Origin of the sequence: Rathayibacter sp. AY1A4 (assembly GCF_002930955.1) — a bacterium.
Lineage (GTDB): Bacteria > Actinomycetota > Actinomycetes > Actinomycetales > Microbacteriaceae > Rathayibacter.
The window spans coordinates 47,223-59,493 of record NZ_PSTN01000022.1; the positions used below are offsets into that span (position 1 = coordinate 47,223).

A 12,271-nucleotide genomic window follows, 5' to 3' on the forward strand; every position below is an offset into this window, starting at 1 on the left:
ATCCCGAGATCAGGTGTAAAGACGCAGCTCGGCTTCGAGAAGCGACTCAGCCCTGAGTTCCTTTATGAGTTCTTGAAGAGCTTCCACCGCGACGGTCTCGGCGCTCTCCGAGTCGGTCGCCTTGTGCGCAGCTCTCAGTACCGCTTGATGTCTATCGTAGATCGGATCCTCTGCATAAACAGCCTCGAGCACATCCGCGAAATCGACGAAATACCGGTAGAGAGTGCCGATGCCGACGCTGGCGCGAGCCGCCACCTTGGCGGTTGTCGCCCGATCTCTACCCACCTCGATGACGACTTCGCGTGCCGCCGCGACGATCGCGGCTCGCGTTCGATGAGCTCGATCTTAGAGTGGTTTCACTGGTGTGCTGCGGTTTTTCGCTCCTGTCATACCTTTCATCTTCTCACCACACGCCTGGAACGTGACACATACTCATATGGTCGATCGGAGTGTGCTGCCAACGCAGAGTCGCATTGCGGGCGGCCCCCGAAGTGATCTCACCAGCGCGCTGGCCGCCACCCTTCCGGCCACGCCAACCGAGGGCGCTGAAGCAAGCGAAAGCGGAGGAGAGAAAGAAGTAGAGCCGAATTCACGAAGATCCGAGTAAGACTCCTCGCTCACGAACGCGCCACTTATCCCGCCACTTGAAGCTCCGCTCTTGACCGTTCCTGACTTCGCTGCAAGCCTTCTTCAAACGCGGAGATCAATCCGCGTCTGAAAAAACGCTACAGATGAAAGGCCGTTCGATATGCCATTGAGGGAATTCGGAAGTGCCAATGAGAGTAGAGACAAGAAGCTAAAGGTGGATCGCATGAAGCGTTTCCGTTCCTTCGCTGCAAGCCTGCTTATTGCGGGCATCGCAGCCACCGGAATCGGACTGGTCTCTACGGGACCGGTGATGGCAGCACAACCGCCCGCCGGCTACCCCAGTACAGACACCTTCGCGACGGTGTCGAGCAGTACGCATGGGAGTTTCCCGATCCGGCGCGGCTTCTACGATGCAGACATCGAGCGCGGGTGGGGCCTCGACAAGGTTTTCCACAAGCACAACATCTGGAGCACCAACGCAATGAAGAAGGTGATGGCTTCCACGAACAGCACGCTGCAGGGGAACGGCAATTACAATCTCAAGGCCTACGCGGGCAACTACGACTGCGTCGACGGCAGGTGCGTGCTCCGCGAGCAGGTCGAGTTGCTGGGCATCTACAATCCCCGGTCGTACGACCTGTACTACGGATGGCCCGTCGGCGGAAAGATGGGCATGCAGACCCTCTACTGCAAGCAGGGCGGCGAAGCTCGCTGCGCCGACTGGGTGACGTACTCGATTGACTACCCAGGTGTCGACAACCCGTTTAGCCGGTCGAGCACGCCTGCGGAGGAAGGGCTCACGGCGGACCAACAAGCGAAGCAGGCCGAGATCCTCGCGTCGCCGGAGATAGAGGAGCTGAAGGCAGAGATCGCAAGCGACGTGACCGAGGTCGCGTTCGACTACGCGCCCCTGCCGGAGATCATGTTCACGGAGTAAGTTCGGTCAGTAGCAGAGGAGAAGAAATCTACTCTTCTCCTCTGCTACTGTCGATTAGGAGGAGTTGGGCAATGACACAGGCGGAACATACAGCCGACGCCTTCCTGCGAGGAGTGCGTGTCTTCCTAAAGCAAGATCGTGCTGGTGATATCGAACTTATTTACTGCTGGGCACAGGAACCTAATGACGCCTTCATCCTCTATAGATATCGAAGAGGACCCTCCAACGTTTTCGGGTGGCATGAACAGCTTCTCACGTCCGAAGGAGTGGAAGCCGCACTACTTCATGGTATGGATACAGCCCAAGAGCTTTCGGAACCCGTTGGAACCGCGTCTATCAAGGCTGATGAGAATGGCATCAAATGGGTCGGGCAAGCAATTCATACCAGCCAGCCGAAACTTACCTTCGAGGCAGTGACTTTATTGCGTTCCGCTATGGAACGCTAGAAGAGGTAACGCGGGGCTTCGCAGGCCCGGCGGCGTGGCCCTGTGGCCGGGAAGGGTGGCCGACGGGCATGGGGGCTGGGCGTTTACATACCCGCGAGCCCCTGTGGTACCTCCTAGTTGGGTGTGACGGCGGAGGGAGGAGGGAGCGAGCCTTTGCTCGAGCGGTGCGTGTGAGCGCATCGCGTCACTCAGCTCCGAGCACCGTGCTGTCAAGGGGTCGGTTCAGGGTCCTGCGCATGGTGTCCGACCTGATCGGCACCTACGACCGGGAGACGACCTCCGCGAGCATGAACAAGGGTGTGCGCTCGACCACGAGCGCGTTGAAGCGCGAACTGATCCTCGACGTCGCGGAGCTGGCGAACCTCCCCACACCGAGGAAGGGCCGCAAGATCGGGCGCGCGGTGATGATGTCCTCCGGTAACCGTGCCGCGATTCTGCGCACCGTCCCCTGGTTCGACGGACCCAAGGCGCTGGTGGAGTCGATCAACGCCTCCATCGCGAACCACAAAGCGGGCAAGCCCGCACCGACGACGCCGCCCCTCGTCACTACCGCCGTTATCGAGGAAGCATGACCGCAGACGACTTCGACCCGTTCGGCGGCGAGGACTCCGCACCCACCGCAGAGCACGCTCCGGCGCCAGGCGAGGAGGCAGTAACGACGCACTACGGGTCCGCGGATGAGTTCGTGCGCAAGCAGCTCATCAGCACCTACCGCCGCCGGGTGATTGCGTATGGCTCCGGGGGCGGCATGCGCTGGAAAGCGGCCTGGTGGGAAAGCAAGGAGGCGGTGCAGCGCATCGAGGCCCTGTGGCGGGCGTGGGAGGCCGCACGGCGAGACGAGACGGACGGGCCGAGCACCTGGTGGGTCAACCACTGCGACCCGCACATGAACGTGCTCCTCTCGATGGACGGGCCGTTCGCGGACTCCCGCGACGAGAACGACGTCGGAGATCCGCTGCCCTACACGCCGCCACCGGTCGGCATGTTCGAGGACGACAACCAGCCCCCGCTCTACACCGAAGTGGCAGCGGCACGGGAGGCGACGGCCTGAGCCCAGGGCAAGAGTGAAGGGGAGCATCCGACTGGATGCTCCCCTTCTTTGCGTGGCGTGCGTCAGCGTCCGAGGCGGACGCCCCCTGACCACCTGTGCACAGCCCAGCTCTCGCTGGGGCTGGCCTGCACACAGGTGGACAGCGGGACCCCGGCCGCAGTACAGATTCGGGATTTTTTGCCCGATGATGCCGGGTATGGGTTTCCTCGACAGGCTGCTGGGCCGGACCGCTCCTCGCACCAACGACGCCACGTCGAAGGAGGAGCCGAGCGCCGCGTCCCCGTTCGCGCACCGCGTTCAACTTCGCGTGAACCTCAGCACCACGATCGAGCTTGGCGTGGTGCAGCTGACGGGAACGACGACCTTCGCCCGCGAGGCGATCACGGCGCTGGCATCACGTCATCACGCCGCCGAAGGCGGCTACATCGAGACGTCCGGTTCCCTGCAACGAGAGCCCGACAACAGAGCAGACCCGTTCGCCGTAGGAGTGCATGTCGAGGGCGAGCGCATCGGCTACCTCCCCAGCTTTATCGCGCAGGAGCTCGAGCTGAGCGAGGACGGGTCAGAAGTCGTCGAAGTGCAGATCTTCACCGAACTTCTGCCCACCGGCCTGCGAGCCGAGGCATGGGCATGGCTGGGCGACGGACCCGCGCGGTGGCAGTGGTCCGCATCGAACCGACCACCCCTGTCATCACCAGCGAAAGCCGCCGCGCACCACCAGTCCTCCCGAACCATGGTTAAAGAGGCCCTCGCCGGCGGAGGAGCGCGAGCGAAGGACTTCCAGCGCGGGATGGTGAACGGAGTGCACTATCTGGAGCTGGTCGAGCCGATCAAACAGCTCAAGCGCGAAGGACGACTCGACGAAGCTCTCGTCCTGTGCACAGCAGCGATCGCCGGAGCAGAAGGCTCCCGCGACGGCCGCGAACCGGCACCCTGGTACACCGAGCAAGCCGCCATTATCTACCGCAAGCTCGGACGCCGCGACGAAGAGATCGCTGTCCTCCAGCGTTGGCTCAACCTGTGCCCGAAGGAACACCGCGACGGAACCCGCATCGGAGAACGACTTGCGAAACTGACGGTATGACCGCAGCCTCCGGGCCCTAGTCGCTGGCTCCGAGTGCTCCTCGGCCCGCGTCGACGCGCGCGCGGGAGCGGCGGTAGAACGTCGCTCGCGACACGCCCAAGTCACGCGTGACCTGGGCGACCGGATCCCCATCCGCATCGGTAGGCAGGCGCAGATGCCGGATCATGGCGCGCGGGATCGCTGTGCGAGTAGGCCCGCGGTGCTGACACGGTTGGGCTGGGGGGACGAGCGGGCCCTCTGCACAGCGGATCGCGGAGATCGAGCTCTGACAGCACGGCGCTGGTGACCACAGACACAGGACGTGATGTCTCGCCGCACGAACTCGACATTGTGCCTCCGGGAATCCCGTCGACATAATGACCGCATGCGATCACGCACGGCCGGTGCGTCCGCATCGCACTCGACGCCTGGACCGCGTCTGACCCTTTTCGGGCTCGACGAGGTCATCCACCACACCTCTGCACCTGTCTCGACTATGCGGTGCCGAGCGTGAAGGCCCGCACCCTCGCGGTCACGATCGGAGCGATCGTGCTGATCGGCGCAGGCGCGACCTTCGTGGTGGATCCCTTCCAGTGGCGGTCGGGCCCGGGATCGTCGGCCAGCGCCCCCGAGAGCAGCGCGACGCCGACTCAATCACCCGATGTGACCGACCCGACAGCAGAAGCCGTTGCGGATGCTTTGCGAGCACTGCCGGAGGATCCTGTCGCGGGGGCATCCGAGGCTCTGCGCCCCGCTGTTCAGGCCGCACCGGACGTCGCCGTGCCACCGGGCGCGACAATCGACGTTGACTCTTCCACCTGGGTGGCGACCGACGATCAGGCAGGCACGATCGCGATGTCGATGACGGTGCCCGGAGAGTCGGACCCGAGGGCCTACCTCGCATTCATGGTCGTCGAGAACGGCGTCTGGAAGCTGGACGGCACGATCGAGAGCGAGTTGCAGCAGTGAGACGCATTCGAGTCGCTCTGGTCATGCTGCTGCTCGCAGCGTTCGTCGTCGCCACGCCGCCCGCCGTCGCCTCGCCGACCGAGAACTCGTACCCGAATCTCTCCGCCGGCTGTGCGCCCCGAGGGCTCGAGCAGGCAAACGTCTGGATCAGCGACTACGAAGCCGACGGCGAGGCGAGACCAGATCCGGAATCGGGCCGAGTCGTCCCGGTGCTGATGGTCCACGGGTGGACCGGGAACTCAGCACACCTCTCAAAGCCGCTCGGCAACTTCTCGCGCACGGCCGACCTCGGCACGATCGGCGAATCGATCACCCCATCCTCTCGGACCGTGGTCGGCATCCTGCAGTACCTCGGGGATACCGACGTCTACACCTTCGATTATCACGACGCGTCGGCGCAGTGGGTCACGTCCGATCAGATCGCGGCACCGCTCGCGAACTCGATCCGGTGCCTGGCTCAGAACTCCGGCCAGAAGGTGATCGTCGTCGCGCACTCCATGGGTGGCCTCGCTGTGCGCCAAGCACTGGCCCAGGATCCTGGCCTGCTCAAGGACCTGAGCCAGGTCATCACCTTCGGAACGCCGAACACCGGATCCGACATCGCTCGTTCCGTCTCCGCGGGAGGCTCGGGCGGGTCGATCAATGCCACCGCCAGCCGCGCCTTCTCGGCGCTGCTGCGGAGCGCACTTAGCAGTTGCGGTTCCGCGACGACCACCTCACTGAACACCGGGACCCCGTGCGATTGGCTACCCGCGCAAGCGAGCGCCTTCGAATCAGATGCTGGGCGGGCGCTTCGAACTGGGTCGACGGAGCTCAGTCTGTTGAAACCATGGCCGACCGAATTGCCCGTGCACGCGCTCTACGGCGACACGACGCTGACAATGCCGCGGATGGGCTTCCTCGGTCTTCCCCTCCAGACAGAGGATGTCCGCGTCGGGGACGTCGTCGTCGGCCACGAATCGGCCACAGCACGCGCGACGACTCGGGACAGCGCCCGCTGCCGCTACACCATCAGCGCAGTGCACAGCCTCGGAGAGCAGTTCCTGCGGGACATGAAGCTGAAAACGGTCGACGAAGTCGGTCGTGACCTAATGGAAGGCGGCAATTCGCCGTGCTACCACGGGTCTTTGATGCGCACGCAGCAACTCGTGAACGCCATGATCGGATACGTCGTCGACGACGTCGACAGCCGTGGGCCGATCGAGGACGTCGTCGGCGAGCTGCTCATCCCCGCCGGTGCGTGCACCCAGTGGGAAGGGTCCCGGCCCATCCAGTTGTCCGACGGTCAGGGCGAGAACTTCGACGACGGCCAGAGTGGGACGGGCATCCTCGCAACGCGGCTCGTCGGCACCACGGATCTCACCGGGGACGGCAGACACGACGCCGTTCTTGTCGTCCAGTGCACGGGCACGCCGGCCGCGCTGTGCTGCGCCGGGCGCGCGTCGATCATGTCGACGGTGCTGGCGCTCGACCTCAGCGGCGCGACTCCCGTTCTGATCGGGACGCCTTTCTCCGGCGGCAGTCTCTCCTCCTCCGAGGGCGACGTCTACGCCAAGATCTACGACGACGGGACCGACTCCCCGCGCCTCGAGGGCACGGATGTGCTGGCGTACGAATACCCGACTTACGATCTCGAGGACCCGGACGAGGCCGAGACGATCGCCGGCTGGTTCCGCCACACATTAAAGAACGGGGAATGGACTCGAGTGAGCGAGTAGCTCAGCTCCCCGCATCCAACCCCCGCTGAACCACGATCAAGGACCTCCGACGCCTCTGCACCGACGGCACTCGAATGACCGCGACCACGTCCAGCTGGGGTACACCTCAACTAGACGTCAGACAGATCCGCGAACCACGTCCGACTAGGGTCGCTCTCGGTTTTTTCTGACACTCGTCCTTGAAACTCCTAGACTTCAACTGGACAAATAGGGGTCGGAGGCGGCATGACGGGTCAGCGAGTCGGGTACGTGCGGGTGAGCACGCTGGATCAGAGCACGCTCCGTCAGCTCGACGGCGTGATCCTGGATCGAATGTTCGAGGACAAGGCTTCCGGGAAGGACGTGAACCGTCCGCAGCTCGAAGAGATGATTGGGTTCGTCCGCGACGGGGATACGGTGCTCGTGCATTCGATGGACCGGCTTGCGAGGAACCTCGAGGACCTGCGTCGGCTAGTGCGCCGGCTGACGGACAAGCGGGTCCGGGTCGAGTTCGTCAAGGAGCAGCTGACCTTCACGGGAGAGGACAGTGCGATGGCGAACCTGCTTCTGAACATGATGGGCGCGTTCGCGGAGTTCGAGCGCGAACTCATCCGAGAGCGCCAACGCGAGGGTATCGCCCTCGCTAAGCAGCGCGGCGCTTACCGCGGACGTGCCCGCTCACTCTCGCCGGCCCAGACTGCCGAGCTACGGGAACGTGCCGCCGCCGGGGTGCCGAAGACGACGCTGGCGAAGGAGTACGGCATCAGCCGGGAGACCGTGTACGCCTACCTTCGAGTTGCTGCAACCGTCGCCGCCAACTAGCGCCAGAGCCGAAGGGCCTGGCATCTAAGGGCGGTGAGTCTTGCACCATGTTTCGCGATGAGGTGCGCCGAGGTCACCACGGCGCCAACCCCTGTAGCTCCTCGTCAGGAGCGACAGCTTCTAGCCTGGCGGCACCTCGAAGTTCCGGCGTTGCCTGTTGCCAGCCCCAGCAGGACAGGCTGCGGCAGCAGCGAGCGAAACTTACCGCGCGCAATCAATGCGTATTCCTCATTATTTGAAGGCGTTGTGAGCGGCCGCTCGTCCCAGATTGCTCTCTGCACGAGACGCCCGTGATCACCTCGTCCCCGACAGGAGTCTCTGCACGACGGCTCGGGGCAGTATGCGAGGTAGAGCAGTGGCGCTGAGTGCCGATCAGCGGCACCATCGAGAAATGGGCTTCTTCTCCTCGGCGCTGAGCAACGGACGCATCTCTTTCCCGGGGGCGTCAGAGGAGTTGGTCTTCCGGGCGGTGCTGACGGCAGCGGCGCAGTGCCGCTTGTCGGTGCAGAACGCCGATTCGACGTCCGGCTTCGTCTTGTTGCGGGCGAAGAGCTTGTACCGGCATTGGGACGGCAACCTCTCGGTGTCCGTCACCGGCGAAAGATCCGGCGCCGTAGCTACCATCTCCGGCGCCACGACGACCAACTCGCTCACCGGAGTGACGGACCCTACTTCCCAGGGAGAGCTCGGACTTGTACGGGGCCGGCTCGATACGGCGATCCGGCGAGCGGTGTCACTCGCAGGAAGCGGGAGTGCGTCGGCTACCGCAACAGGGGAACCCTCTTCGTCGGCCGTGGACGTCGATGTCCAGAACGTGACCTCGCATCAGAAGCTGTGGTCGTCCCCGTTCGGCGACAAGCGCGACAAGGCGACGGTGACTATCTTCGACGACGCCCTCGAGTGGACGCACCGAGACGTCGAGGCGTCGATTCCCGTCGGCGATATCGAGGCCGTGGACGCCGTCGACTCCCTTCAGGGCGGAGCACTGAGGATCACGGCCTACGGTAGCGAGTACGTATTCGCGTTGGACCTCCACCGAGCAAGGACCGGCGCAGCGACAGTCGAGTCGCTCATGGTGGAGCGACGCGCTTCGTCCGTTGAGGCAACCCCTGAAACGCTTACGGACGACGAGTCGCTTAAGAGGAACCCTATCGATGCAGACACCGTTGGCCCCCTTGACGAGTCGAGTCACGACGCAGCGCGGCGGATCACTTCCCTGCACGGCCTGCTGACTTCTGGTGCCATCACTCAGGAGGAGTATGACCGCAAGAAGGCGCAGCTGCTCGAGCTGCTCTGACACGGTCGTCCGCGGTCAAGCACACAAGAGCTCGCCGACAAGGAGCACGGGCGTCATCACGAGGATCGCAGTCAAGATCAACCAAGCTGCTGCGCGCGCGGCGTGTAGGTCCGATCGACGTCGAAGACCTCAGCCACTCGCCCGCGACACCAGTCACGGTGCCTGAGCGCGGCAACGCAGGCGCCCGCTCCACAAGAAAGGCCGGGCTGCGTCTCGCAACCAGTGCAGTTGATGAAAGTCGCGGGAAACAGTTGCGTTACCTAGTTCTGAGACTCACTGCTCCAAACCAGCGCGCAGGTGAGGAAGCTCCGCTTCTCTGACCAATAAGACGTCTCGAATCCATAGGGATGCGAGACAACCTATGCGCCTGTATGTACCTCGGAATGACGTCTTTGGAGTAGCGGATTACGCGCAGGCGCAGCTGAGTGCTTCTTGGACGTCCTCCGTAGTCGGTGTGCAACCTCGCCGTGGTCGATGCGCAACCTTTCCGTAGTCCATGTGCGACCTCTCCGTAGTCCATGTGCAACCTCTCCGTAGTCCATGTGCAACCTCGCCACCGCTCGCGGCGAGGAGGAGGGTGGAACCAGTTGAACCGGAGAAACATCGAAGGAGAAACATCATGGACACCACGAAGACCACGGGCAGCCAGACGACTCAGCACGGCCGGTCGTTCCAGCGCAGCAAGATTCTCGGCGGCATCGTCGCCGTCACCCTCGCCCTCGGCGTCCCGACGCTCGCCGCCGCCCCCGCGCAAGCCGACACCGTCGCGACAGCAGCCGTCACTGCCGACAGCGGCCGCACCGTCGGCACTACTGAAGCGACCAACACCGTCCCGGACCCCACTCAGTGCACCTACGGGGCTAAGGAGAAGTTCCACGAGGCGACGGGCCTCTACCCGGCCTTCAAGGGCAACGCCTATGAATGGACCGACACCGCAGCGGCAACCGGTTGGACGACCGTCCTCGATGCGCAGGCGCGTAGCATCGTCGTCTTCCAGCCCGGAGTCCAAGGCTCAGATGCGACGTACGGCCACGTCGCCTGGGTCGACTCCATCGAACAGCACCCCGACGGGCTCTACATCAACATCACCGAGCTCAACGGTGTCGCCGGCCCCGGCCAGTGGGGCACCCGCCAGGTCAAGGACGTGCCCGGCATGAGCTACATCCTCGCTCCGTAGATCCGCGGAGAAGTCCGAACGGCTGTTGCAGCACGCGCTGCAGCAGCCGTTCGCTTGTCCGTCCACCCCGCAAGGACCGAACCGACAAGCAGAACGCCTGCTTGTCGAACCACGCCGGAGCCGTGTTCATCGGATCCGCCCACTGCAGACCAGCGGCGACCGCGCACACCACGCTCTCAGGACCGGCGCCGAAGTAGCAGTACCCGTGGGTCCCTCGATCTGCAGGTGCGGCAGCATCACCACGAGACGCCAGTTAGACAGCATCTTCCACACCTGGACCGTGAAGGTCTTCGTCTCCTGCAACCGGAAGCCGTTCCCCGTCCGCACGATCCGCTCCCCCGCGAAGTCAGCCTCGGAACGCATCTGCCGCTCGAGGTCGTCGAGCGCCTCGGCTCGAGTGCGCAGCATCGCCTTCTGAATCACCGCCCCAGTGTCCCGATAGCCACCCCCTCACTGGACATTCCATCGGGCGGGCCTTACGGGACACTGCCGCCCGCACCCATGCACAGCGCATCCGGCTCGCCGCAGTGGTGCGGTGAACGACCCCCATACGAGACGGCGGGCTCGGGAGCTCGTCAACTGGTCGAGAGCAAGGTGCAACGATGAGCGCATGGATGAAGAGGCGACGGTCGAACGCGCTGACCTGCTGTGGCAGGAGGGCCGCCGTGCGGCCGCTCTCGAGCTCTTGCGCACGCATGTTCGCTGCGTCCCCTCGAACACGAGGGCCAGGCTCGCGCTGATCGCGAAGTACCGTGCGCTCGGCGCCCCTGACCAAGCAGGACGCTGGGGGCTCGCTCTGGATGGCGAGACTTCGGACTTCGAACGAGACAGGGCTGCGCGCCTACTGGCAGGGGCAGGCGTCCGCGACGAGGATCTGCCCGAATTCCTCGCTCTACCCTCCCGCGATCTTCCTCAAGAAGCTCTCGAGTTGCTCCCTCTGGTCGAGCACTATCGCGCAAAGTTCGATGAAGAAAACCCCTACATGGAGACGCCGCCGAGAGACCAGCTCGATCTCACTGCGACTGTACTGCTGTTGTCTTCGGCCGGCCTGACCATTGTTGCAATGGCGATTATCTGGGGTGGCGCAGCCCTCGGCCTGCAAATGACCGCATTCGCTCGATGGTCAGGTCTCGCCTGCGTCGGCATCGCCGCTCTCGGTTGCGTGACACGGGGCTGGTGGTGGTTGCGCTCAGGATCTCGAGCGCTCGGCTGGGCCTGGCTAGCGCCGGCCGCGATCGTCATGGCCGGAGTCATCCTCCTCATCACGGCCGCAGCTCACAACGGCGGAGAGCTTCATTTCACTGGGAAAGAGTGAATCGACGCGCCACCCGACGAGCGCGTCGCATGACGTCCCACGTGACCGGTCAGCGACCCCCATCCGGGATGCCGCGGCCGAGCGCGGTCGGTTAAGCGACGGCTCCTCTCAGTCGGCAGACTGTGCTGGTGTCCTCTAGGAAGAAGATCCGAGCACTGCTGACCACAGCGCAACGTGACCAGACGCATGTCACGGTCCGATTCGCGTTCGGGAACCGATGGTCGATCGACGGGTTCGTCGTCGGTGTGGGTCGGAAGTGGGCGCTCCTCGCGGAGACGATGACCGGCGGCTTCTTCGACGGGTACGCCGCCGTCCGTCTCGCGGAGATCGAGCGGGCGCGACCGAGTCGGTCCTGGGAAGCACGATTCTCGCGTACCCGACCGGAGTGGCCCCCTCACCCGCCCACCGATCGCCCCGCGATCGATCTCGACACCACCTCGGGGCTGCTGGCCACCTTCCTCGACCCGAAGACCCTGGTCAGCATCGAACGCCGCAAGAAGTACAGCGCGATGTGGGTGGGCGTCCCCTACGCACTCACTCGCAACTGGCTCTCCCTCTGGGAAGTGGACGCGAAAGCGATCTGGCACGAACGGCCGCTCGGCTACCGACCCCGAACCATCGCCCTCGTCCGGACCGGCGACCACTACCTCAGAGCACTCTCGGCCGTCGTCGGCGATCGGCCTCCCCAGGACCTGCCGTACGACTGGGCCGCACGCTCGAAGCACGCACGACGCCAGCAGTGACGACAGGCCGACGATGGTTGGTCAACCATCCCCATACGGGACGAGCCGCCGCCGTGGCCGGTGTCGGAGTCACGCCGACCTCAGGAAGCGTTGATGTCCCCGTGGATCGTCAGGAACCAGGCCGTGTCGCCGTCCGCGTTTGACGCGGTGGCCTCGACAGTCGAAA

General features: G+C 64.3%; 14 protein-coding genes. 12 read left to right on the forward strand and 2 right to left on the reverse strand.

The annotated features are described in order from the left end of the window. Positions 1-9: 9 nt before the first annotated feature. Positions 10-318, reverse strand: coding sequence for a TetR/AcrR family transcriptional regulator (locus C5B92_RS13015; RefSeq protein ID WP_104256131.1), 309 nt, complete (start codon positions 316-318; stop codon positions 10-12). 484 nt (positions 319-802) lie between these two features. On the opposite strand from C5B92_RS13015, the gene C5B92_RS13020 reads away from it, so the two are divergent. The 10 genes from C5B92_RS13020 (at position 803) to C5B92_RS13060 (ending at position 10,047) form a co-directional block, all read left to right on the forward strand. Next, entirely contained in the window at positions 803-1,525 is a 723-nt protein-coding gene (locus C5B92_RS13020; protein ID WP_104262297.1) for a hypothetical protein, read from the forward strand. A gap of 71 nt (positions 1,526-1,596) precedes the next feature. Next, the gene (locus tag C5B92_RS16955) at positions 1,597-1,971 is read left to right on the forward strand and encodes a hypothetical protein (protein ID WP_146079313.1); all 375 of its coding nucleotides are present in this window, start codon (positions 1,597-1,599) and stop codon (positions 1,969-1,971) included. Between the two features lie 236 nt (positions 1,972-2,207). Continuing rightward, positions 2,208-2,543 carry a hypothetical protein gene (locus C5B92_RS13025; protein ID WP_104256133.1) on the forward strand — a complete coding sequence of 112 codons (336 nt, stop codon included), beginning with the start codon at positions 2,208-2,210 and terminating at the stop codon, positions 2,541-2,543. Beyond that, positions 2,540-3,022 (forward strand): DUF4913 domain-containing protein, encoded by a 483-nt coding sequence (locus tag C5B92_RS13030; RefSeq protein WP_104273446.1) that lies wholly within the window; start codon positions 2,540-2,542, stop codon positions 3,020-3,022. Before C5B92_RS13025 ends, C5B92_RS13030 begins: the two co-directional genes overlap by 4 nt. Positions 3,023-3,218: 196 nt before the next feature. After that, the gene (locus C5B92_RS13035; RefSeq protein WP_104317806.1) at positions 3,219-4,106 is read left to right on the forward strand and encodes an HIRAN domain-containing protein; all 888 of its coding nucleotides are present in this window, start codon (positions 3,219-3,221) and stop codon (positions 4,104-4,106) included. A gap of 489 nt (positions 4,107-4,595) precedes the next feature. Continuing rightward, positions 4,596-5,054 carry a hypothetical protein gene (locus C5B92_RS13040; RefSeq protein ID WP_146079314.1) on the forward strand — a complete coding sequence of 153 codons (459 nt, stop codon included), beginning with the start codon at positions 4,596-4,598 and terminating at the stop codon, positions 5,052-5,054. Positions 5,055-5,077: 23 nt separating this feature from the next. Further along, complete coding sequence (locus C5B92_RS13045; protein WP_104256137.1) at positions 5,078-6,772, forward strand: triacylglycerol lipase; 1,695 nt, start codon at positions 5,078-5,080, stop codon at positions 6,770-6,772. A gap of 225 nt (positions 6,773-6,997) precedes the next feature. Beyond that, complete coding sequence (locus C5B92_RS13050; RefSeq protein ID WP_104256138.1) at positions 6,998-7,573, forward strand: recombinase family protein; 576 nt, start codon at positions 6,998-7,000, stop codon at positions 7,571-7,573. 391 nt (positions 7,574-7,964) lie between these two features. After that, complete coding sequence (locus C5B92_RS13055) at positions 7,965-8,870, forward strand: SHOCT domain-containing protein (protein WP_104256139.1); 906 nt, start codon at positions 7,965-7,967, stop codon at positions 8,868-8,870. Between the two features lie 619 nt (positions 8,871-9,489). Beyond that, positions 9,490-10,047: a CHAP domain-containing protein gene (locus C5B92_RS13060; protein WP_219814229.1), complete on the forward strand. Its 558-nt coding sequence runs from the start codon at positions 9,490-9,492 to the stop codon at positions 10,045-10,047. A 126-nt stretch (positions 10,048-10,173) separates the two neighbouring features. On the opposite strand, the gene C5B92_RS13065 is transcribed toward C5B92_RS13060, so the two are convergent. After that, the gene (locus tag C5B92_RS13065) at positions 10,174-10,470 is read right to left on the reverse strand and encodes a hypothetical protein (RefSeq protein WP_104256141.1); all 297 of its coding nucleotides are present in this window, start codon (positions 10,468-10,470) and stop codon (positions 10,174-10,176) included. A gap of 187 nt (positions 10,471-10,657) precedes the next feature. On the opposite strand from C5B92_RS13065, the gene C5B92_RS13070 reads away from it, so the two are divergent. Beyond that, entirely contained in the window at positions 10,658-11,362 is a 705-nt protein-coding gene (locus C5B92_RS13070; protein ID WP_104256156.1) for a hypothetical protein, read from the forward strand. 128 nt (positions 11,363-11,490) lie between these two features. Beyond that, positions 11,491-12,105, forward strand: a complete 615-nt coding sequence (locus C5B92_RS13075; protein ID WP_146079316.1) for a hypothetical protein — start codon at positions 11,491-11,493, stop codon at positions 12,103-12,105. Positions 12,106-12,271: the final 166 nt, after the last annotated feature.